The sequence below is a fragment of the Pseudoalteromonas sp. R3 genome (genome assembly GCF_004014715.1).
Lineage (GTDB): Bacteria > Pseudomonadota > Gammaproteobacteria > Enterobacterales > Alteromonadaceae > Pseudoalteromonas.
In genome coordinates this window covers 3242291-3265414 of sequence record NZ_CP034835.1, presented here as the reverse complement: position 1 = coordinate 3265414, position 23124 = coordinate 3242291, and the positions used below count along the sequence as shown (strand labels likewise).

Here is a 23124-nt window from a genome sequence, read left to right as displayed (position 1 = left end):
AGGTCAAAGTTGAGCTTTGCTCGGGGACCCAAAATTATGCTTCAATAAACTTTACGGTTTGTAACAATGCAAAATTTTTGCCTCGCCTACATGGATGTAGGTGCCTCAGCGATAGCAGGACGCGGGAGCGGTGTTATCGACCCTATTTTCTCCCTCAAGATAGAGCACTTAATTAAGCAAATTGGTATAAACTAGCCCCACAGCAAATTAGATAAAGCAATAAAAATGAGCACAGTGCTACCTATCCAGGCCGTTTATGATCAACTTCTATCGCAGCTAACTACACAACCCCGTGTCTTGTTGCAAGCGCCACCAGGTGCGGGTAAGTCGACCTGGTTACCGATGCAACTGATGCTGGGTGGGCATTTTAAACGCATTATTATGCTGGAACCCAGGCGACTGGCTGCACGCAACATTGCTCGTTTTCTGGCTGCACAGCTGAATGAGGCTGTCGGTGAGCGGGTGGGCCTCAGGATCCGTCAGGAAGTTAAAGTGTCCGCGCGTACCCAGCTTGAAATTGTTACCGAAGGGACATTAACGCGTTTACTTCAGGCTGACCCTGAGCTGGAGGGGGTCGACTTACTTATCTTTGATGAGTTTCACGAGCGATCTTTGGCAGCAGATACGGCGTTGGCATTCGCACTGGAATCGCAACAGGCTTTACGTGATGACCTGCATATACTGGTTATGTCGGCAACCCTGGATAGTGAGCGCTATCAGCAATTTCTGGATTGCCCTGTGGTACGCTCCGATGGCCGCAGTTTTCCAATTGATGAGATATACATTCCACTCAAAGATGAAAGCCGCTGGTTAGAGCAAATTCCGTCAATAGTCTGTCAGGCTCTCAGTGACCAGACCGGAAGTATCCTGGTGTTTTTGCCTGGGCAGAAAGAAATTCGATATGTATCCGGCGCACTTCAGGATACGATCGCTTCAGATCCACAATGGGTGTTAGCAACATTATCCGGGGAGCAGGATAAGCAAACTCAGCAGGCTGCCATTGTACCTGCACCTAAAGGAATGCGTAAGGTGGTACTGACTACCAATGTAGCCGAAACCTCACTGACGATAGAAGGTATTCGTGTTGTTGTAGACAGTGGCAAGCGACGAGCGGCTCAATACAACCTGCGCACAGGTGTAAGTGAGCTGATTACCCAGTCTATTTCTCGCAGCTCTGCGGTGCAACGAGCAGGGCGGGCAGGGCGTATTGAAGCCGGGGTCGTTTATCGGTTGGGGAGTAAGGCGCTGTTTGAGCGTCGAGATGCCCATGACCGGCCTGATATATTGTGCAGTGATCTGAGCGGTCTGATGCTTGAGGCCAAAGTGTGGGGCAGCGAAATTTGTGAACTGGCATTACTCGATATGCCCACAGATGCGCAGCTTGCGAAGGCGAATGAGTTGCTAAGCGCTTTGGAACTCCTGGATAGCCGTGGACGGGTTACGCCCTTGGGTAAACAGGTTCAGTCGCTGGGCGCGGATCCTCGTTTTGGCCATATGTTACTAAAATCACAAGAACTGGAAACTGAATACCCGGGTATTGTGGAACTTGGCTGTTATTTTGTTGCGCTGTTAGAAAGTCGCATATCGGCACCTGCAGAGCTCAGTGTTGCACTGCAACAGCAAGCGACTCGTCCACACCCTGCTTTTCGTCAGCAACTGTTATTCTGGCTGCGTCGTGCACGTTTGCAACATACGTCCGGCGAACTAGCTATAGAGCATTTACCGCTGGTGGTTGCACTAGCCTTTCCAGACCGTCTTGCGAAACGTCGTGGGCAGGGCTGGGTGCTGGCTAATGGCGCTGGTGTAAGTGCACACAAGGAGTTTTGGCAGGATGCTAACTACCTGGCAATTGCCGACTTAGGCGGATATAAAGGTCAGCAAATATTTAGCGCGACAGCTTTCGAGCCCAAACATCTACAAAGTGCATTGCCTCATTTGTTTACTGAACGGGATATATGTGAATTTGAGCAAAAATCAGGACAGTTTGTTCATGAACAACGGCTATACCTGGGACACTGGATTTATACAGCAAAGCCTGCGCCGGGTCCGATAGACACGCAGTTGCGCACAGAAGCTTGGTTAACCCTGGTCCGCCAGCAAGGTTTGTCGATATTTAAAGACTATGCAAATTGTGAAGAGTTATTGACTCGGATGACGTTAGCGCAAACGTTATACCCTCAGGAGTTTCAGGCGATTGATGAAGCGGGTTTACTGGCAAAAGTAGAAGCTTGGCTCGCTCCTTACCTGAACGATGTGAAACAACTTCCTCAGTTAAAAAAGCTTGATTTGTATACGGCCTTGTTAAGCAATCTGGAGTGGGCTCAACAGCAGCGCCTGAATGTACTATTACCACAGCGGATCACCGTTCCAAGCGGGTCAAATATACGCATCCATTATCAACTTGATGGCCCGGCCCGATTATCAGTGCGGATGCAGGAAGTATATGGGATGAGCCACAGTCCGGTACTGTGTGAGGGGCGTTTACCGGTACTGATGGAGCTACTTTCTCCGGCGCAGCGTCCTTTGCAGCTGACTCAGGACCTGGCGCATTTCTGGCAATCCAGTTATCGTGAAGTACAAAAAGAGATGAAAGGACGTTACCCCAAGCACTTTTGGCCAGATGATCCGGCAACGGCCCAGGCTACTAATCGGGTAAAGAGCCGTATGTGATAACAAGCCGGTGGGTTTATTCTCAATAGCAGGTTAAGTTTAATCTGAGCAGGGTTTCGTATATCGCTTAACGATGGACCCTTGCTGATGTCGAGCTGGCAAACGACCATGTGGCAAATAGCCAGCACAACGCTGCTAGTGCATTGTATTTTTTGACTGCGCCTTTAATATAAATATTTTCATGGTAACTTAACTTTGGATATACCTGCTAAATGTGTCTCGTCGCACTGCTTTGGTTAAATTAATGTTAATTTAAAGTTGAGGTTTGTGTTTTCCTTGTTTAACATGATTGCAGCAGGCGGCTGAGATTGTTCTATCTAAAAAGAAATGAAAGGAAAAGCCCATGAAAGCTACTATTAAACAATATGACCGCCGTTTAAGTGTGAAAGCAAAAAAATTAAAGCAGTTAAACGCTTATAGCTTGTCACTAAAACAGCTCGCTGAGGTATATGGCGGCATAACTTCTGATGGAGACCAGCCCAGAGACTGGCAGCAGAGCATTTTGTCGTCGCAATACTGCTAGTGCGGCGCTTTAGAAAGGACAAAACATGAGTGAGTTTTATGTAGTAACGGGATGGACGTTACGATGTTTACAGCTGATGGTTGTTATATATTTGTTGTATTATTTCAAACAGTACAGATTTAATCTTCTGTTCGGTGGAAAAGCGAGTCTTAAAACAATCTCAGATCATAAACTTCATTCATGTTTCTTGACTGCTCTGACGTGTTTGATTTTCAATATAACAAGTGGTCAACTGGCAGCATTTATCCTTGCCCTGGAGATCGATCTGCAGATAAAGATCCAGATATATTACTTCACCTTGGTGTGTTCAGGGGTTTGCTATGCGGTTACTTTGTATATTGTGCACTTGATCAGGGGTTGTTTGTTCACGCAAGCTGCGCGCTATACTTTATATATTAGCTTCTTACTGGTTGTGCTGAATGCGTTACAATTGATATTAAGAGGCTTCCTTGAAAGCGATGCGATTTATGTTTTATACGGCCCAATAACAGTGTGCGCCAATATTATGATCTGGTTAATTGTTGCCAAGTATCCTTTCTATAAATTTATGGAATCCCGGATCAGGCAGGAGGCATAATTATGCTATTGCTCACATTAACATTTTTTGCGCTCATTTTACTGCTTGCGATTATGATAGGGGCATGCATCCAGGGTACTGAACTACATGGACCAGAGCAAAAAGTGCAGAGGTTCTTTATGCGATTTCGTGCTGAAGAAGATACCAAACAAGAATTATATGAATCTGCGTATCGGATTGTTATGGATTTGGGCGAGGCGCTTGATGAAGAAGATATTATCGCACAATGTGATGCGGTTCGTAGTGCACACGACCGGGCCCGAGCCTTTCGTGCCAGGGCGACAGAACACTCAGTGTCGACGCCTTCATCTGCATCAAGGTTTGATCTTAAGGTCGTCAAATAACCTTTTAGGCTTAATTGGGCACTTATACTTAGTGCTGACCTGTGTTCATCAGGCCAGCAGATGGGTTGTGTATTATATCTTTAGAAATTAATGATAGTCGATACGGCCTCTTCCTCCGCTGTTTCTATCGACATTTTAATGGTACGTTTTTGCCAGTCTATGTCTAGCATGCCGTAGTTGCTGCCAGACTTGTTGATCAGGTGACGGTGACTGGTAGTCAAATTTGCAATATCTTTGCTGACTACACCAACCTGGCCTGTCGGAATGGTCGCACCACTGGCTGCACAGTTACCCCACTCACCTTTTATGCCATTGCCATTCTCGTCTACCTCGGTGTAACACCAAGGTTTGTCGTGGTCCCGGGTGATACAGCCCTGATAGGTCACGGCAGCATATTTGGCTGGAAACTTACATTGTTTAGTGTAGTTGCCATCTCCTTTGCTATCAGCGTATACAGGTAATCGCAGCGGATTTTCAATATGATAGGGCCAGTTTTGGCCAAACCCGGAAGCTGTTACCTCATAGACTCTGGCCATTTTGCCGTGCTCTGTACTGGCCGGAATGTCTTTTTGTAATAGTTCACCCCAATGCTGGTCGCCGGATAAAAAAATCACGGCCTTTGCGTTGCCTGCGTTGATTGATTTTTGTACTAACCTTAACAGGCGTTCACGCTCCAGTGGAACTTCTGCCCAGGACTCATAACTGGTGCCAGACATCTCTGATTCTTGCAAGTTACTGAGTACCTGCTCAAATTTCTTGCCATCACCATATGCACAGTAACTGTTACGACTGCGACCCTGATATAAAGGAGGAAGGACTTGGATCCCGCTGGCAATGAGCTTTATTTCAGAGGGCTTGTTAAGTTCCTGTTCCAGCCATTGCCACTGTTGATCACCAAGTATCGTCGTGGCGTCGCCTTCACATGCGCCATAATTAGAAAAGGTGGGAGAGCGGAAGTATCGTGCGTCCAGTGTTATGACATGGGTTTGCTCGCCTTTTTGTCCCAGCATTTTGGCTTCATAAATGCCCGCCCGGCCATTTAGTCTGGGATCATCTGCGGGCGCATCAAAGTGTCTTAAGTATTCGAGCTGGCTTTGTGCACGTTTAGGATAGTGTTTGCCGTCATTATTGCGACCAAAGTCATGGTCATCCCAAGTTGCCATGACTGGGATCCCGGCTGCCAGAAACTTTTGATATTCAATATTGCGTTTCTTATCATCATATTTCTGTCGCATGGTGTTCATATCTGTAGTGTCTGCATAGATATTGTCGCCCAGCCAGAAGAATAAATCGGGTTTGTGCCCTATCAAACGTGCAAGCGCTTCAGGCATATCGCCCCGTGTTTTAAAGCAAGAGCCCAGTGCAACACGGTCAAGGCGTTTATTCGGCTGAGGGTGCGTGTGGCTCATGAGTGGTTCAGGCTCAGCGGTGGCACACTCCTCCCAGCTACTTTGCTCATCAACATAACACCAGGGGGCACTGTGATTGCGCGTTGTACAACCATAGAATTGCTCTCCCTGATATTTGGAGGGGAGGTTACAGCTTTTTCCCGTGACAGTGGTAAACGTTGGAATCGTCTCAACCCGGACATTACCCCAGCTGGAGCCATCAATGGCTTGTTTCAGATAACACCATTGGTTGCCAGAGTTATTTTTGTCTGTGGTGCCCTGATAGCTGGCTCCCAGATAGCTAAAGGTACTCTGACATTGGTCGTAATGCACTTCGGGAGCGCTAAGAGAGTGGAAACTGCTAAGCGCAGCACTGATGCTAAGTAATAAGCGTATTTTTTTCATTGTTTTACCTGGTATTAACGTAAGCAGAGCGACACGTTTGTGCTCGCACATTCTGTTTGTAGGTCCTTTGTTAATTCAACCCAGATTTTCTTTGCAAATTGCAGAGTATCAGTGCATGGGAAGCTCTCTTCCGCTTGAGAGAGGCGCCATTTTAGAGACAAGATGTGAAAAAATGCTTTCAACTTTATGTCAAAATCATGTTGTGATGCCTTAATCGTCTCATTATTGAGTTTTTTGTTTTCATGGTGTGGAAAGTTAATTAATGTTTTATGTGTAAGAGTGCAATAATTCATAATGTCTTACTTTTTGTTTTAATTATGTTTAACAGGTTTTTTATTTGTTTTATTTTATGTTTTATGAATATTTTCATTGCTAATTTTGATTTTGTTGGGTAGTTTATTTGCTGCTGATAAAGTGCTGCTTTTTATCGCTTTGCGGCGTTTTTTTACTAAATAAGGATGGTTAATATGAAACTTAAACTCAATAAAAAGAATCTTGCGAAACTTTCTGATAATGCCAAGCCATTTGCGAAGGAGTTGACACCTCAAGTGGCTGGTGGTGCACCGGTTAAGCCCTGTACAGGCTGTGTAAGCGGTTGTGGTATTATTCCTGAAATGTAATTATTTAGTTTTTGTATGTAATAAACGGGCGTTGAAATGTATTTTTATACGGCCCGTTTTCACCTTTTTTTGTTTGACAAAATTTTATTTTCGGTGTTTCATTGATTTAGGTTAATAAAAGTAACGTAAAAGGAAATTAAGATGAACTTATCTTTAAAAAAACAAAATCTAAAAAACCTAAATCAACAAGAGCAACTGGCCCTTAAGGAAACCAAGCGTATTGCTGGCGGTGGTTGGACTACACAAACTGGATGTTACGAGAAAGGCTGCCAGTATCACTAAGCTTGCAGTGACTAATGTGTTGACACATTAAGTTATCCTGAATAAGGCCAGTAAAAGGCCTTATTCAGCTTAAAGAGGGAAACGCTCAATTCCTCAGTGAAACGCCTGCCATCAATGCTGCACAAACCCTCGAACTCATTAATTCAGATTAGCACCGAATTGCTTTTTCATTGTGTCTTATTCTATATCGACTAACGTGTTTCGGCTTTTAACTACCAAAAATATCGTCTTCGAACTCACTCTATCTCATTGGTCATACCTGATTGACATCAAAAACCAATCTTTTATTACTAGTATCAAAGTATTAAAAGGTGTAGGTTAGTTCATGCATCAAATTAATTTTAATAACTAATTCATGTCAAGGATGCGTCAGTCATGAATGCCTTTTCATTAAGACAGGCCTGGCTATAGTCTGACATGGTGTATGTGCCACTTCTGATGTAGTTAAAGCACCCGCTCGCTATCTAGGGCTACATCAGAGCTGGCTGTGGTATACATTTTCCGGTTCCCCCAGCCTGGAACTGAGCTGCTTTGTGCTGTAGGAGTTTACGTGCAATTAAAAAACCGTTTGAGTATCGTTGCTGTTCTGCTTGCTGTAATTCCCTTGCTTATTACCTGTTTTGTTATTGGTCTGCTTGCTTATCAGGAAGGAAAGGCCGCTGTAACAAAGGAAATTGAAAACAACCTGGTATCGCGTCGTAACGCAATGCAATCTCAGGTAGAGCGTTATTTTAAAACTATTTCGGATCAGGTAGTAACACTGGCAGCATCCACCATGGTGGTCGACGCTAGTCGGGCTTTTTCGCAGGCATTTGCAAGCTATCCGCATGCAACCTCAGGTCAAGATCCGGCTCTGAGCCGGTATTATAACACTCAGTTTCTCTACCAATATGAGCAAAAAAACCGTGGTGAGAGCCTAAATCTGAGTCGGCTGCTAGCTGGTTTAAGCCCCAGGGCTCAGGCTTTACAAACTCATTATATTGCTGCTAATCCCAATCCTTTGGGCAGTAAAGATCAGCTTCTGGATGCGGGCGACAACAGTACCTATAGTGCTGTTCACCGCCGCTATCACAAAGCACTACGAGAGTTTCAGGCGCGATTTGGCTTTTACGATATATTTATTACCAACCCTCAGGGCGATGTGGTGTACTCTGTATTTAAGGAGCTGGATTTCGCGACCTCCTTAATCAGTGGGCCTTTCCAGGGGTCTGGTTTAGCACAGGCCTATGAAGCGGCTCGTTCTCAGCAGATGCGTCAGGGTCACTTTGTGGATTTTAGTCCCTATATGCCTTCTTACAATGCGGCGGCTGGTTTCGTCAGTTCCGCTATTCTGGCTGATGATGGCACGCTGATCGGTACTTTGATCTTTCAGTTACCCGTTGATGAGATCAATCGTATGTTGACGCTGGACGGACAGTGGCATGCTCAGGGGCTGGGAGACAGTGGTGAAGTGTACCTGGTTAATCAAAGTAAGCTATTACTCAATAACAGCCGATTTTTTGTCGAAGATCCGGGAGGCTTTATCGCTCAGCTCAGAACCTTTGATGTTGATAAAGCTATGGTGGATAACATTGAGCAGAAGCACACAACCATAGGTACACTCCAGATTGATTCTCCGGGTACCCGCGCTGCGCTGGCTGGCCAAAGTGGCTTTGCCATTTTTTCGGACTATCGGAACGTGCCTGTCGCATCGGCCTATGCGCCGTTGGATATTGACGGGTTACATTGGGCGATTGTGAGTGAAATCGATGAAAGTGAAGCGTTTGCTATGATTTCTGAGCTGAAATACGCCGTGCTTAGCTCTTCAATTTTGTTTGTTTCAGTGGCTGCGATCATCGCTAGTTTGGTTGGTTTCTATGTGGCTAATCGTGTTACACGGCCTGTTATTGCTGCCAGTAAAGCTATCCGCGGCATTGCTGACAATAACGATTTCAGACTGCGTGCGCCTGATGAAGGTGATGACGAGATCCGTGATTTAAGTCGATCAGTCAATAGTCTGGTAGAAAGATTACAGCATAACTTTGCCGATTTACTACACAGTGCCCATACACTCAAAGAAATGTCAGTGGCGCTATCTGATCGCGTGGCGGGCCTCATTGATGGCGTGAATAAGCAGTCGCGGGATTGTGAGCAGTCAGCTACGGCCGGGCAACAAATGCAGTATACGGTGCAGGAGGTAGCCAGCAGCGCACTCAATACTTCAGAGCAGACCCACCAGGTGAGCTCTTTGACCAGTCAAACCAATCAGTTAGTAGAGCATTGCGCAGAGGTGTCAGAGCAGCTGGCTGAAGAAATGGACAAGGTCGGGGATGTGATGAATGGCCTGTCTTCTCACAGTGAGCAGATCGGGAGTGTGCTTGATGTGATTCAGTCCATTGCAGAGCAAACCAATCTATTGGCATTGAATGCCGCAATTGAGGCTGCGCGGGCCGGTGAATCGGGACGAGGTTTTGCTGTAGTAGCAGATGAAGTGCGGGGTCTGGCGCAGCGTACTCAACAGGCAACCGAAGAAATTGAGCAGATGATCAAGGCACTGCAAAATGGTGTTGGTGAAGCTCGTCAGTCAGTGCAGCAAAGCCGTGAACGCTCCGTTGACAATGCAAAGACTTCTGAGCGGGCAAAAGACTCGCTGATCGATGTGTCTGATGCCATTGAGCAGATTGTGGCGATGAATACTCAGGTTGCGACGGCAGCAGAAGAGCAATCTGCGGTTGTGGCACAGATCAGTCAGGCCATCAGTACCATTAGTGAGGAGGCTAATGGTAATCTGGGGCGTAGCCAGGATATTGACGACCGATCACAGCATTTGGCGAAACTTGCTGTTCAGCTGGACGATATTCTGGCACGTTATCAAGTATAATTTTTACTGTCTGTTGCGGGGAGGATCTTTGGCAATATAAGCCACCTCGCCCAGCGGGTTGTAACTACTGGGTTTATCTATCTGCAGAGCAACCAGACGCTGATATAAATGTGGGATCAGCAAATGGGTAAAGCCGCCGCCGTTGTGTTGTGTGCTGTCTAGCCAGGCATTGAGCTCTGCGGGTGAAGGAGGCAAAATCAGGGGGCTGGCTTTGTCGTGATAACGGCGCAGTTTAGGGTGTGCAGGCAGGGTTATCACGGAGCAGGAGTAATGTTTTTGCCCATTGTCCGGGTGGTGCCACACTTTATATAATCCGCCTAAGCATAGTGCGCCATCAGGGGCGATAAAATCATAATAATGCTGTGGTTTCCCTTTGGTGAAAAGGGTTTCACCAAAGCCTTTTACCACGATAATACAGCGGCTGTAATGAAATGGCCGATAAGCAGCACTACCTTTAACGTGTAGCTTGTCATAGCGACTATTAAATGACGTGTATTTGGATGGTCTAAAACCCTGTCCGGGCTTTGGATCCAGTAATAGCCACCAGGTTGCACTACTGAGTTGCCGCTGGCCATTTTCTTCATGCACAATACTGATGTTGTCCGCTGCTTTTTTAAAGCGCCCAAAGTGCATGTTTTCTCTCGGGTTCGCAATGCCCAGCTCTTCTAATATCTCGATCACAAAGGGATCATCGGTGATATTTAATCGTCCACACATAATACGCTCCTGTTGTCTTTGTTACTTTAGCTGACTCTGGCTGTCACTGCTTGATCTGGATTAACCGTTATGTGCTCTCTGTGGCTTTTTAGTGGGCTTGCCTGCTGCGAGATACACAGCATGCTTGCACTTTGGTCAACAGTAATTATACTGTATAAATATACAGTTTGAGGTGTGTTATGAGCAATTTAATTGAACGATTACAGCGTCAGGATTTGGTTTGGCAGGGCTCAGGGTTGATTGGGCGCCAGCAACACAGTAAAGCGCTCACGGCGACAGGATATACAGAACTGGATAAACATTTACAGGGTGGCTTTCCTAAAGTGGGTGTAGTGGATTTGCATACAGAGCTGGGTATTGGTGAGCTGAGGTTGTTATTGCCCAGCCTGATGCAGCAAAATGGTTTAACTGCGGTCATTAACCCGCCGGCTCGCCTGAATGCTGACGCTTTACAGCGCATCGGAATGGACACCAGTAAGCTGCTGGAGATCACACCCGGGTGCCCACAAGAAGCACTATGGGCTGCAGAGCAGTGCCTGAAAAGCGGTGCCTGCAACAGTGTATTGATATGGCATGGAGCGCTACAGGTGCATCAGGTCAAGCGTTTGCAGCTGGCAGCTCAGACTGGTGAGGCGTGTCTGTATCTTTTACGCCGTGAACACCAAGGCGAGGGCACCTTGCCGGTTTCTTTAAGCCTGGGACTTAGTCCACATATTAAAGGTTTGAATATCACAGTTAAAAAGCGCAAAGGTGGCTGGGCTCAGTCCCAGTTTGCACTGGATATGTCGTTGCACTGGCCTGAGCTGACTGAGCAATTTCATACCCAGAGTAAACCAGTGCCAGATGTTGCGCGGCAGTATTTTGCAGGCAGGTAGTGGCAGTGACTTTGTGGTTGTATTTACACTTTCCTGCTATTCAGCTCGATAAACTGAAAATTGCAGAGCAAACGCAAAAACCTGATGAGACAGAGCTTGACGTTATAACCTCTGAGCTATCCCGCCCCTGCATCATTGTAGGTGGACGAGACAACAGGGTGATGCAACTGGATCAGGCGGCTCAGCAATTGGGAATTTCGGCGGGCATGGGGCTGGCCGCTGCGGCGGCACGAAGTCGAGAGCTGGTTGTACACCCCTATGATGAAGTTGATGAAAGCCGGACGATTCGTGAAATTGCGCAGTGGTTGTATTTGATCACGGCAGATATAGCCCTGTTTGCGCCTCAGGGTGTATTACTGAAAGTCAGTGGTATGCTAGCCATGTACCTGGATTTATCTCACTACCTGAGCACGCTGCGCTCACATCTGGATACACAGTCTTTTACTTATCGGTTTGCATTTGGCTACTCTCCGGAGGCTGCCCGGTTGCTGGCAAAACAGCATGGCGCTTTGGCAACTCAGGACCCAGAGGTGCTTGAAAAAGCCCTGCATGGTCTGCCGTTGGTGGTGTTATCACTGCCAGCTAAGCAGCTTGAACGGTTACAACGTGTGGGGTTTAAAACAGTTGGAGACTTGTTTGCCTTACCCCTGGTGGAGCTTGGAAAACGCTTTGACTGCGAGCTGGTACAGTATGTGTCCAGGTTACGAGGGAAAGTACCTCACCCTGTCACTTTCTATCAACCCGAGGCTGAGTTTGAACGCTATCTGCCACTGTTATATGACATAGAAAACCTGGATTGGCTGAATAAACCGCTGCTTAAACTCTTGGTGCAACAGGAGCAGTTTTTACGGTTACGTAATCGGCATGCCAGGCAACTAATACTGACTTTGTATCAGCGTGATGCAGAACCCTTGAAGCTTGAAGTGGGTCGTGCAGAGGGCACAGATCGGGCCGACCTGTGGTTGAACTTATGCAACCTCAAACTCAGCTCAGTGACACTCAGTGGTCCGGTGCAGGCAATAGGGCTGAAAGTCGCTCAGATTTGTCAGCCAGATGAATTGATGCATGACTTGTTTGCCGAGCAACGCGGCATGATGACGCCCGCAGGTCTGGTTGCGGTATTGCAGGCTAAATTAGGTGAACGAGCTGTGCAGGGGCTGGCTGCCGGTGATGATTCGCGTCCTGAGCTGGCAACTGGGTACTGTACGCCACTGAGTGTGCTGGGAGCCCCCTTGTCGGGGGAGCATTTTTCGGAAACACCTTTGCTCTACCCTGAAATGGGCTATCTCAGACCGGCCTTTTTACTGCCAAGTATCCAGCCACTGCAGCATAAAATTAATGTGCACTTAGGCCCTGAGCGGATCTGTACTGGCTGGTGGGATGGCCATGAGGTTGAGCGAGATTATTTTGTGGCCCAGGATACACAAGGGCGCTGGTTGTGGGTGTTCCGGGATCGTCAGCAGCGTTGGTTTTGCCATGGGGTTTTCAGCTGATGGCTGCAAAGAAGTCAACTATGTTCGCTTTACCCGTTTCTTCGCAGAGGATAACGCAGACGCTTGGCCAGGGGACGAGGGAGCCACCCGGAGGCGCCAAGCTGCCTGGTTATGCAGAGCTGTTTTGTCAAACTAACTTCTCTTTTTTGGAGGGCGCATCGAGACCAGAGGAACTGGTGCGTCAGGCTGATTTTCTCGCTTATAGCGCGCTTGCCATCACTGATGAATGCTCATTGGCTGGAGTGGTCAGAGCGCATACGCTTATCAGGGATCAGCAACTTGATTTACAACTAATTGTAGGCAGTCTGATGCGTTTTGAGTCACTGGATGTGGTGCTACTTTGTCCGGATAAAACCGCCTACAGTGAGTTATGCCGGGTGATCACCAATGCCAGGCGGCGTGCCGAAAAAGGCTACTATCAGCTGGCCGAATGGGATTTATTGTCGTTACGTCACTGCCTGCTTATCTGGTTACCTAAGGGAGATGATCGAGATGAGCACTGGGGAGCCTGGCTGACACGTCATCATGCACATCGTAGTTGGGTGGGTATACAGCGTCATTTAGTAAATCAGGAACAACGCTTTATTGCCCACTGCGAGGCATTAGCTGTGCGCCATCAGTTACCCATTACAGCATGTGGCGGCGTGTTAATGCATAACAGTGAGCGACTCAGGCTGCAACAGACATTGACTGCAATCCGGCTTAACCTGCCACTTGAACAAGTCAAAGGAAGGTTGTTGGTGAATGCGGAGCGCGCATTGCGCAGCCGTGAAAAACTCAGCAAGCTATTTAAAGCTCCCTGGCTGGCAGAATCTTTACGCATAGCCAAGCGCTGTCACTTTAATCTGGACTCTTTGCGTTATCAGTATCCGGCAGAGCTGGTGCCCTCGGGAAAAACGGCGATGCAGCATTTACGCGATTTAGTAAAAAGTGGGCAAAAAGCGCGCTTTCCACAAGGCGTGCCGTCAGAGATAGCTGAGATCATTACCAAAGAGCTGGCACTGATTGAGGAGCTGGACTATCCCTACTTTTTTCTCACCATTCATGATTTGGTACGTTTTGCGCGTAGCAAAGCGATTTTGTATCAGGGGCGGGGCTCGGCAGCTAATTCGGTGGTGTGTTACTGCCTGGAGATCACTGCGGTAGATCCTCGCCAGGTGTCGGTGTTGTTCGAGCGCTTTATTAGTAAAGAACGTAACGAGCCGCCAGATATAGATGTTGATTTTGAACATGAACGTCGTGAAGAGGTGATCCAGTATATTTACCATAAATATGGCCGCAAGCGCGCCGCGCTGGCTGCAACGGTGATCAGCTATCGTTTTAAGAGTGCAGTCAGAGATGTCGGGAAAGCGTTGGGAATTGAAGCAACTCAGCTGGACTATTTTATCCGCAATGTGAACCGTCGTGACCGTGGTCAAAACTGGCAAACTCAGCTGAGTGAGCTAGGCCTGCAGCCAGACTCTCTGAAAGGGCAGCACTTTATCAGCCTGGTTGAAGAGATCATGGGCTTTCCCCGTCACCTTTCTCAGCATGTGGGTGGCTTTGTGATCTCCGCAGGTCCTTTACATGACCTGGTGCCCATAGAAAATGCTGCGATGGCAGAGCGTACAGTGATCCAGTGGGATAAAGACGACCTTGAAAGCCTTAAACTGCTTAAAGTCGATGTACTGGCATTGGGTATGCTGAGTGCCATTCGTAAAACGTTTGCACTGATCGCACAGCACACATCAAGGCAACTGGACTTGGCCGAGTTAACCCGAATGGGTGATGACCCTCAGGTATACAAAATGCTTCAGCGGGCAGATACTGTTGGCGTGTTTCAGATTGAGTCTCGTGCACAAATGAGTATGCTGCCTCGGCTAAAGCCGGCATGTTATTACGATTTAGTGATTCAAATTGCCATTGTCAGACCCGGGCCCATTCAGGGAGATATGGTGCACCCTTTCTTAAAGCGTCGCAACGGTGAAGAAGCCGTGACTTACCCTTCCGAGGAGGTGAAGTCTGTGTTGTCTCGCACTATGGGTGTTCCTATCTTTCAGGAGCAGGTGATTAAACTGGCGATGGTCGCGGCGGGCTTTTCTGGTGGGGAGGCGGATCAACTGCGCCGGGCAATGGCGTCGTGGAAAAAAAGTGGTGAGCTAATGCAGTTCAAAGAAAAACTGATCAATGGCATGCAACAGCGCGGTTATGAGGTGAGTTTTGCCGAGCGTATTTTTGAGCAGATCTGTGGCTTTGGCGAATATGGATTTCCGGAAAGTCATTCCGCGTCCTTTGCTGTGCTGGCTTATGCATCAGCCTGGTTGAAACACTACTATCCGGCGATGTTTTATACCGCACTATTAAACAGCCTGCCAATGGGATTTTACAGTGCCTCTCAGTTGATCCAGGATGCCAGACGCCATCAGGTTGAGGTTTTGCCTGTTTGTGTCAATGCCTCTGAGTACGATCATTATATTTGCCAGCAACAGCAGAGATTTGCGATTCGACTTGGACTACGCTTGGTAAAAGGCTTACAGCGTTATAGTGCCGAGCAGTTACTGGCTGCTCGCCCGGGTAAAGGGTTTCAGAATATGGCTGAGCTACAGCGCATAGGATTGTCTGGTAATGCGCTGGAGTGTCTGGCGTCTGCCAATGCGCTTAAAGCGTTACAGGGCGATCGTTATTCGGCCCGTTGGACACTGATGGATCAGGAGCAGACCTTACCTTTATTTGCCATACGCACAGAGGTTGACGGTGCACATTCGTTGGCGGAATCGCAATCTTGTGTTTTTCAGCCAGATGACATGGACGATCTGGTGGAAGACTATGCCGCATTGGGTCTCACTTTGGGGCAACATCCGGTAACGCTGCTCGACAAGGCTGGTAAACTGGGGCGTTTTACTCGCATGGCGCAGCTCAGTGCTTGTCGGCATAAATCTCTGGTGACCGTAATAGGGATTGTGACTGGCAAGCAGGCGCCGGGCACCGCAGGTGGGGTGACCTTTTTTACGCTTGAAGATGACACAGGCAATATTAATGTGGTGGTATGGGCGGGTACTGCACGTGCCCAAAAGCAGGCTTATCTCAGTGCTAAGCTACTGGAAGTAAAAGGCATTGTTGAAAAAGAGGGCGAGGTGATCCATGTTATCGCTGGTCGGCTGATTGACCGCAGTGAGGTCCTGGGTGCCTTGCATAGTAAGTCTCGGGACTTTCATTGAACGAATATGAATGCAGAGCTGGTGGCAGGCCTTGTTGTCATATGTAGTACGCAGACCTATCGAGTTGACAGCAAAAAGCAAATTGAATGAAACAGACAAAGGTAGCCATCCGGCTACCTTTACTCAACTTAGCACCGTCAGTTGCATACAACTTTAGCTGTGTTTAGTGGATGCGCTCTAACGTTACCTTGCCACCAGACAATCCGCCACCACCATTGTAATCCAGCTTGGCGTATAGTTTGCCGCCATCGACCTTGAATTTGATGCGGCCAATACCGGCAATCTGATGTACCTTAGCGTACTGACTGGCACCATTCCAGTTGAAAATTGCGTACTCTTCCAAAACTGGCTCATAGCCATCCCGAATACCGGAGATCATGATTTTATAAGCGCTGTTACCCGCTATGGTCATATATGCAGGTAACGCAACCCAGCTACTGTTTGCTGGTAAGCTGATACTGGCTGTCAGTTTACCTGGCAAATAGGTTGATCCTGAGTCTGCAGAGGTTGTGCCACCAATGGCTGGTACGTGACCTTTGACTGTGGTGTTTTTCAGAATCACGTTATGGCTCCACCAGTCCTGGCCTGTCATACCATTGACTGTGATAATACCGCCATTGTTGGCATCAATAACTGTATAGGCACGGTTATTACTTGGTCCACCCTGAGCAAATACCCCATTGATATCCAGAGTTCTTGAGTTTTTGACCTTGAATACGGTTTTGACGCCTTCAGCATAAAAGTTACTGATTTGGTTGTTCCAGGTATGGTGATCCGCCGGGCCATATATCTCAACACCGACCTGAGAATTCTGAACAGTTGAATTGGTGATATTACTGCCCATGGCTGCAAGTTTAAGGCCTGTGTGTGATCCCTCAACATAGATATTATCGAACACGTTGACATTGTTAAACCAACCGTTAGGTTCTATGTTCCAGTATGCAGGATCACTGCCATTACCATGTAAATGAATACCGCTATTAACGTTGGCAATAAACAGATCTTCAAAGCGACTCCAGATCACCCATTTACCGTAAATACCATTATCAAACCCGGAAATATCCAGCTTAGAAAAATTAGAGCGATAAGAGGCGAAAGGGATATCAATCGCGGTGCCTTGTTTAAAGCTTGCCGTCTGCACCAGAGCCAGATCATGCACCTCAACATTGTGCGCCACTTTTAGCAGACTGATGTTGGCACTGGTGGTCAGTCTGGACAGGTTGCGCTTTTCCCCATACAGTTTAATTCGTGAATTATGCGAGCCCTTGACACGTGTTACATCCAAAGTACTAGAAATATTAAATGTACCAGCAGGAATGTAGACACTTTTATCGTTTTGTACTGCGTAATCAATGGCTGCCTGAATTTGTGCAGAGTCGTCACGATTATCGTTGGCAACGGCACCAAAACGCGCGTCAGTGATTGAAATAGTGTCTGCGTCCAGAGCTACTGCGGAAGAGGAGATCAGCAAAAGACCGATCAAAGTCACTTTGTTATTCATATATTGTCCTTATATTTTATAAACTAGCCTCACTAAGGCCGATGTACATTTCGCGACAGGTGTGCCGGGAAAAGGGAGGGGCAGTGTATCACTGTGCAGACAAAAATGAAGGTCTCTATCACTAACCGGTGCTACTCTGGGCCCCGGTTAGTGATATATCGAAATATTTGATGGGCGGAGTGATTAAGTTCTGAGTCTGAACTTACGCACTAACTGAGCCAGTTGCTCGGCTTGTTTATTGAGCTGCTGTGCAGACAAAGCCGCAACCTGAGTATCCTGTAGTGAGCTTTGGCTTGATTGCTCTATCTTCGAGATATCCTGAGCCATTTCTCCAGCAACGACTGATTGTTCCTCTGTTGCTGTCGCTATCGACTGGATCATGGCGGCAATCTCAGACGCACCGCGAACGATATCATCCAGCTGAGCCCCGCAGCTTCCGCCATAGACACACTTTGATCAACCTGAGACACGCTGTTTTGCATTGAGTTGACGGCATGTTCGGTCTGCGACTGAATTGACTGAACTGTTGAAACCACTTCCTCTGTCGCTTTTGAGGTGCGCTCAGCAAGCGTTCTGACTTCATCGGCAACCACCGCAAAACCACGGCCTTGTTCGCCGGCTCGCGCAGCCTCAATTGCCGCGTTTAAGGCGAGCAGGTTGGTCTGCTCGGCAATACTGCCAATCACGCCAATCACGTTTCCTATTTGGCTACTTAGTTCGCCCAGGTGGGTCACGTTTTCAGCGGTTTTCTGCACGTTTTGTGAGGCCGTTTTAATCTTACTGACGGTTTGTCCGACGGTATCTCCGCCTCCTGAGGCCAGTGTACGCGCCTGATCGGCGTGGCTGGCTGCTACCTGGCTTTGTGATGCAACCTCTGAGACTGTGGCGCTCATTTCTTCAATGGCCGTAGCAACCTGAGTTGATTGATCGGCAGATGAGCGGCTGCGCGAGGCGATTTGGTCGTTGGCTTCGGCAATATCATGGCTAGAGGTGCGTACATCATCTACCACCTGAGCAATAGAGTGCAATAATTCGTTTAAAGAGCGAGCCATTTTGTTGGTGGCTTCCGCCAGACCGTCAATTTCGTCCTGGCCTTTGTGCATAATATCTCTGTCAGAGATATCACCGGCACTGATCCGCTCAGCCACGCCGAGTACTTGATTGAGTCTGGATACGATTGAGTGGCTAATGATATAAGCAATGGCGATACCGAGAATCGCAGCGATCAGTGTGATCACAATAATCACGATAGACGTCGAATTGAGTCCCTCAACCAACAGTTCCAGTGCGCCTGTTGCATCATCGATTTCTTCTTTCGCAGATACGTCGAGGATTTTTGCTATGTCCTGAATATACTTTCTGTCCAGTTCGCTGAGCATTGCAGTGGCTTGTTTAAAGGCCGTCGGGTCATAGCTACTAAACACGACAGTCGCCTCGTCACGTATCGTTTTGTATAAGCGTTTGATGGTCGCGATATCTTGCAGCTCATTTGGCTTTTGCTCAAGCGGTATCAATAAATTCAGGTATTCTTCAAAGCTGGCAGCGTCGTCATTAAAGTCAGCTTCTGCATTCGTATTACCCGTTGTATGTGAAATAATCGCGGCTATCATATCGCCGGCTTCATCGACAAGCTCTAAATAGTAACGGACACCTGGCAAGTCATCGTTAAGTGACTCCTGCAAATCGGTTGATTGCATGGCATCGCTAAACTCCTGCTCTTTAAGCTTATCCAGCAGAGCTTCTAGCTGCTCTCCTGTGGTCGACTCAAGACGGTCCACCCGGGTTTTGATACGCTGGTAGGCATCGGGGTCATAGCGACCAAAAACATCCTGATTGACGCGCTGATGATACGTGGTAATGCTTTTGAGAATATGGGCCATTTTTTCCCGGTCAGCCTGCTTGGCGGATTCATAGCGGTATAACTCCGTGTGTACTTCTTTGAACTTTCGAAATACCTCGTTAAACGTGGATTTTTTACTGGTATCCCCGTTCATATATTCGAGCGCTGCACTTTTAAGCTGGTGTTCAGTGTCGAGTAAACGGCTATAGAGGATCATGCCTGGAAGATCATCGCCTGTGACTTCCTGAGCCCGGGCCGTTTCGGTGGCGACTTTAAACCAGACGAGTGTACTGGACATCACCATCAGCACAATAAGAACACCAAAGGCTGAGTAGAGTTTGTTACTGAGTTTCATAGAATCACCAAGTTCGAAAGAGGCGTCATCCGTGGCGTACTTTTCATTATATTGTCGTCCATAATTAAAGTCGTTAATTGCAAAAAATGACAAGTTTTATCTTTAGTCAAAGTATTAGAGACATACAGACTTGTTGTTTTTTGTTGATTGTTTTAAATCTTTGTTCTTGAATCGTTCCAATTTTGTTTTTATGAAAGAAAGCTCCAGGTTTACTTAAAAAATAGGGATAAAGTGCTTTTTATTAGAACGGTTCTGAATAATGTAAAATCCATCCTATGCCTTTGTTTATTATAAAATATGTCGGGTGGATCACGAAGGTGTGAAGTGAAGTTTGCAGTCAATTAGAGGAAAAACAATTGTACCTGGCTGCCATGCTATGAAATATTTTATATCTTTGCTGTGCAAACTTGGCAGGCGATTTTTTTGGGTATGATATAAATACAAGGATGCTGTCAGGGTGAGCCTGCCTGGTATTTATATTGTTGTGAAAAAGGCAATTATAAGTTTGTAACCTTCTGATATCTGACCTAATACAATGATATTCATTGTAAAAGGTGAGTAAATAAACCAACAAACAGGGCTGAACTAACTGGTCAGATGTGTTAGTGTGAGGTGTTATTCAAATCCAACAGGTTAAGCGTTATGGCAACACCCTTATTAAAAACCTATAAGAAGTTTAAATGGTTGCCCTTTGGCAACTGGCTATTCAGCAAGGCGGTCTGTAAAAGGGCACCTTATTTTGGCACTATCAAGCCTAAGATCACCCATCTCAGTGAAGGCCGTATTACGGCTCAGATGCCTAATCGAAAGGCAGTCCACAATCACATTGGGACAGTGCATGCAATTGCTCAGTGTAACCTTGCAGAATTATGCGCAGGGGTGGTGACTGATGCCAGTATTCCATCGAAAACACATCGCTGGATCCCGAAGGGGATGACAGTGCAATATCTGAAAAAAGCGGACACTGACTTACGCGCAGAAGCAATCATTCCATTACCGCGCCAATGGCAGGACAAAGAAGAGCTCATTGTACCGGTTGAGGTATTTAATCGTGAAGGCGTTAAGGTTTTTCACGCCGATGTGACTATGTATATCTCAGCGAAAAAATAGTGCTTGGCCCGCAAGTTGCGGGCCCTTCTCTATCAGAAAGTATAGCGATATTTTACTTCTGTCTGGGTGTATTCGACACCATTGGTGTACTCAAGTACAACCGCTGAGCTTGGCGTAAAGTTGAATCGCAAACCCAGATTGATAAATACACCATCTTCATCATCTGTAGAGTTGTCCAGCAACTCATAGCCTGCCTGACCATAGGCGCTGATGCGCTTGCCAAAAGCATGCTCATACTCACCGTATATACGACGGGTATCTATCGTTGAGTTAGTACGTTTAGTTGATACTTCAAATTCACCAACTTGAGCGCCGACCGCAAAGCGTCCTTTATCTGTCGCTCGCAGAATATAGCCCAGATTAAAAGTTGTTTCGTCAACATCATAATCGTCACTGAAAAGGTCATCCAGAACATTTAGGCTGTCTGAGTGCTGATCGATTTTGAGCCCCATGAAAATGCCGTTAGCAAACTCATAGCTTCCCGCAATGATAAACCCCTGAGGGTCAACTGAACTTGGTGCGCCATCCAGGCTAGTCTCACCATAACCTACTTCCAGGTAACTTTTACTTAGCTCACTAGCCTGAGAGCCTAAAGATGCTGTAGCCAGTAACAGGCCTAAAATATGCTTGTTCACTCTATATCCTTTTAATTACTTCAGTGTGTTGTCAAAAGCGAGCGTGTGATACTCGCTTGGTGCTTCAAATACGGCAGAAATGTATCATTTTAAGATACAGAAGTGAAAGGCTAAGTCTATGTTTTGTGTTATGAAATGTTACCGGTGGCTCATTTGGGGCGAGTTATTCAGCCTTGCTGGCTTTGTCCAGAGGCGTGACATTTGATTGCTCTGCACGATGGTTCAACTGACCTTGTATATGGGCACCAGCCTGAATACATAAAGTATCATGTGCAATATCACCGGTGACTCTGGCACTGGGTTCAAGTGTAACACTGTCTGCGCTGATCCCGCCTTGTACTTTTCCTCGAACCTGAACCTGGTTTGCAACGATATTACCCTCGACGACACCCGATTCGCCAATGATCAACTGGGTCACTTGCAGGTCGCCAACCACTTTGCCATCGATTTGAATTTCACCATCGCACTGGATGTTACCTGTGATTGTGGTGTCGGGAGAAATGAGCGAGAAAGGAAATGAGTTTTTCTTTTTATTGAACACGTTTGAGCACTCTTGCCAGTTTTACAGGGTTTATATGCTTTTTATCCTGTAACACCTCATAATGCAAGTGTGTACTGGTACTGCGACCTGTACTGCCCATCAATGCGATCACATCGGATTGTTTGACTGACTGACCTTTTTTAACCTTGATGGTATGCAGATGACCATAACGAGTGACAATGCCGTTGGCATGTTGAATTTCAATAAACTTACCGTAACCACCATTTTTGCCTGCTTTACTCACCACACCATCAGCAGGCGCAATGATCTGGGTTTTATGCCAACCAGCCATATCTACGCCTTTATGGTAGGCACGACGGCCCGTGAGCGGGTCTTTGCGAAAGCCAAAAGCGCTGGAAATATAATACTTATCGTGAGCTACCGGCATCATCTTAGGTGTTGATTGCAACAGGCTCTCCAGCTCGTTGAGTTGCACTGAATCATCAATTAGCTGGGTGTAGCGGGTGTTTAATAAGGTCGCGTCGACCTGATGGTAGGGGCCCCCCTGTGCTGAATTGCTCTCGGGGATGAGTGTCAGACCTGCTTCACTAAACCCAGCCATAAGCTGATCATGACGCGCTGAAATGATTGTCTGTAATCTAATAAGGAGGCTCGCTTGCGCATCATTGAGGTCTGTACTGTGTACTTCAAACTCATGCTCATCGTTGACTGTCGGAGCTACGTCAACTTGGTTCTCAGCTTCAGGTAAAAGGGCTGGCGTGTCTGCTTGTTCGGTAATTGATGTCGGCAGGGCACTGACTATTTCGCTGAGTACCGTATGTTGCTCGTTCAGAGTTGCAAGCTGAGTTTGCTGCTCCGCGAGCTGTGCAGCCAGTTGCTGCTTTTCCTTTGCCCAAGCTTGCTGTTGAGTTTGCAGCTCAGTCTGTAGGATATTAACCGTTTCTTGTTGTTTAAAAAACGCTGATGTACTGATAACTAACCAGGTAAGAGCACCACAAACCAGCACTAGCGCAATAAATTGCAACCAGCCAGGCACAACCATCAAACTAACCTGGCCATTCTGGCGCATCATTAGCTGTTTAGATTGAAATAGCGATGTGATCAGGCGTTTGATATAGCGAAACATAACATATAAAAATTAAAAATAACGACTCACTCTAACAATTTTTATGCAAAAAGCCAGTATTTACTTACAAAAAAAAGGTGTACTTAAGCACACCTTTGTTTTAT

General features: G+C 46.9%; 19 protein-coding genes. 11 read left to right on the top strand and 8 right to left on the bottom strand.

The features are described from left to right. The first annotated feature begins 234 nt into the window (after positions 1-234). From hrpB to ELR70_RS19330, 4 genes are all read left to right on the top strand, one after another. On the top strand, positions 235-2670 hold the full coding sequence (gene hrpB / locus ELR70_RS19345) for an ATP-dependent helicase HrpB (RefSeq protein WP_054015549.1): 2436 nt from the start codon (positions 235-237) through the stop codon (positions 2668-2670). A 343-nt stretch (positions 2671-3013) separates the two neighbouring features. Further along, a complete protein-coding gene (locus ELR70_RS19340; protein WP_054015345.1) occupies positions 3014-3193 on the top strand; it encodes a hypothetical protein in 180 nt (59 codons plus the stop codon). A gap of 25 nt (positions 3194-3218) precedes the next feature. Beyond that, a complete protein-coding gene (locus tag ELR70_RS19335; protein ID WP_054015344.1) occupies positions 3219-3770 on the top strand; it encodes a hypothetical protein in 552 nt (183 codons plus the stop codon). A 2-nt stretch (positions 3771-3772) separates the two neighbouring features. Next, the gene (locus tag ELR70_RS19330) at positions 3773-4114 is read left to right on the top strand and encodes a hypothetical protein (RefSeq protein WP_054015343.1); all 342 of its coding nucleotides are present in this window, start codon (positions 3773-3775) and stop codon (positions 4112-4114) included. An 80-nt stretch (positions 4115-4194) separates the two neighbouring features. Here ELR70_RS19330 and ELR70_RS19325 read toward each other — a convergent pair whose 3' ends face one another. Beyond that, a complete protein-coding gene (locus ELR70_RS19325; RefSeq protein WP_054015342.1) occupies positions 4195-5907 on the bottom strand; it encodes an alkaline phosphatase D family protein in 1713 nt (570 codons plus the stop codon). 467 nt (positions 5908-6374) lie between these two features. Between ELR70_RS19325 and ELR70_RS24940 the strand changes: the two genes are divergently transcribed. The 3 genes from ELR70_RS24940 (at position 6375) to ELR70_RS19320 (ending at position 9669) form a co-directional block, all read left to right on the top strand. Then, the gene (locus tag ELR70_RS24940) at positions 6375-6527 is read left to right on the top strand and encodes a hypothetical protein (RefSeq protein ID WP_160317374.1); all 153 of its coding nucleotides are present in this window, start codon (positions 6375-6377) and stop codon (positions 6525-6527) included. 141 nt (positions 6528-6668) lie between these two features. Further along, on the top strand, positions 6669-6809 hold the full coding sequence (locus ELR70_RS24935; protein ID WP_160317373.1) for a hypothetical protein: 141 nt from the start codon (positions 6669-6671) through the stop codon (positions 6807-6809). Positions 6810-7359: 550 nt separating this feature from the next. Beyond that, positions 7360-9669 carry a methyl-accepting chemotaxis protein gene (locus ELR70_RS19320; protein ID WP_054015340.1) on the top strand — a complete coding sequence of 770 codons (2310 nt, stop codon included), beginning with the start codon at positions 7360-7362 and terminating at the stop codon, positions 9667-9669. Positions 9670-9672: 3 nt separating this feature from the next. On the opposite strand, the gene ELR70_RS19315 is transcribed toward ELR70_RS19320, so the two are convergent. Continuing rightward, positions 9673-10386, bottom strand: a complete 714-nt coding sequence (locus ELR70_RS19315; RefSeq protein WP_054015339.1) for an SOS response-associated peptidase family protein — start codon at positions 10384-10386, stop codon at positions 9673-9675. A gap of 179 nt (positions 10387-10565) precedes the next feature. Here ELR70_RS19315 and imuA point away from each other — a divergent pair, with 179 nt between their 5' ends. The 3 genes from imuA to ELR70_RS19300 are packed head-to-tail and all read left to right on the top strand — an operon-like array spanning position 10566 to position 15951. Then, positions 10566-11261, top strand: a complete 696-nt coding sequence (imuA, locus tag ELR70_RS19310) for a translesion DNA synthesis-associated protein ImuA (protein WP_054015338.1) — start codon at positions 10566-10568, stop codon at positions 11259-11261. 5 nt (positions 11262-11266) lie between these two features. After that, positions 11267-12754 (top strand): DNA polymerase Y family protein, encoded by a 1488-nt coding sequence (locus ELR70_RS19305; protein WP_128064680.1) that lies wholly within the window; start codon positions 11267-11269, stop codon positions 12752-12754. After that, a complete protein-coding gene (locus ELR70_RS19300; protein ID WP_082353188.1) occupies positions 12754-15951 on the top strand; it encodes an error-prone DNA polymerase in 3198 nt (1065 codons plus the stop codon). The genes ELR70_RS19305 and ELR70_RS19300 overlap by 1 nt, the downstream gene beginning before the upstream one ends. A gap of 163 nt (positions 15952-16114) precedes the next feature. Here the strand turns inward: ELR70_RS19300 and ELR70_RS19295 are convergent, their stop codons facing one another. From ELR70_RS19295 to ELR70_RS19290, 3 genes are all read right to left on the bottom strand, one after another. Further along, positions 16115-17452 carry a glycosyl hydrolase family 28-related protein gene (locus ELR70_RS19295; RefSeq protein WP_054015336.1) on the bottom strand — a complete coding sequence of 446 codons (1338 nt, stop codon included), beginning with the start codon at positions 17450-17452 and terminating at the stop codon, positions 16115-16117. Between the two features lie 183 nt (positions 17453-17635). After that, entirely contained in the window at positions 17636-17833 is a 198-nt protein-coding gene (locus ELR70_RS25525) for a hypothetical protein (RefSeq protein WP_241566327.1), read from the bottom strand. Continuing rightward, a complete protein-coding gene (locus ELR70_RS19290; protein WP_241566326.1) occupies positions 17830-19740 on the bottom strand; it encodes a methyl-accepting chemotaxis protein in 1911 nt (636 codons plus the stop codon). Before ELR70_RS19290 ends, ELR70_RS25525 begins: the two co-directional genes overlap by 4 nt. Before the next feature lie 549 nt (positions 19741-20289). Here ELR70_RS19290 and ELR70_RS19285 point away from each other — a divergent pair. After that, on the top strand, positions 20290-20757 hold the full coding sequence (locus ELR70_RS19285; RefSeq protein ID WP_054015335.1) for a hotdog fold domain-containing protein: 468 nt from the start codon (positions 20290-20292) through the stop codon (positions 20755-20757). A 32-nt stretch (positions 20758-20789) separates the two neighbouring features. Here ELR70_RS19285 and ELR70_RS19280 read toward each other — a convergent pair whose 3' ends face one another. The 3 genes from ELR70_RS19280 to ELR70_RS19270 form a co-directional block, all read right to left on the bottom strand. Further along, positions 20790-21392, bottom strand: coding sequence for an outer membrane beta-barrel protein (locus ELR70_RS19280; RefSeq protein ID WP_054015334.1), 603 nt, complete (start codon positions 21390-21392; stop codon positions 20790-20792). Positions 21393-21555: 163 nt separating this feature from the next. Continuing rightward, positions 21556-21933: a polymer-forming cytoskeletal protein gene (locus ELR70_RS19275; protein ID WP_054015333.1), complete on the bottom strand. Its 378-nt coding sequence runs from the start codon at positions 21931-21933 to the stop codon at positions 21556-21558. Continuing rightward, positions 21923-23020 (bottom strand): M23 family metallopeptidase, encoded by a 1098-nt coding sequence (locus ELR70_RS19270; RefSeq protein ID WP_054015332.1) that lies wholly within the window; start codon positions 23018-23020, stop codon positions 21923-21925. Before ELR70_RS19270 ends, ELR70_RS19275 begins: the two co-directional genes overlap by 11 nt. Positions 23021-23124 lie beyond the last annotated feature (104 nt).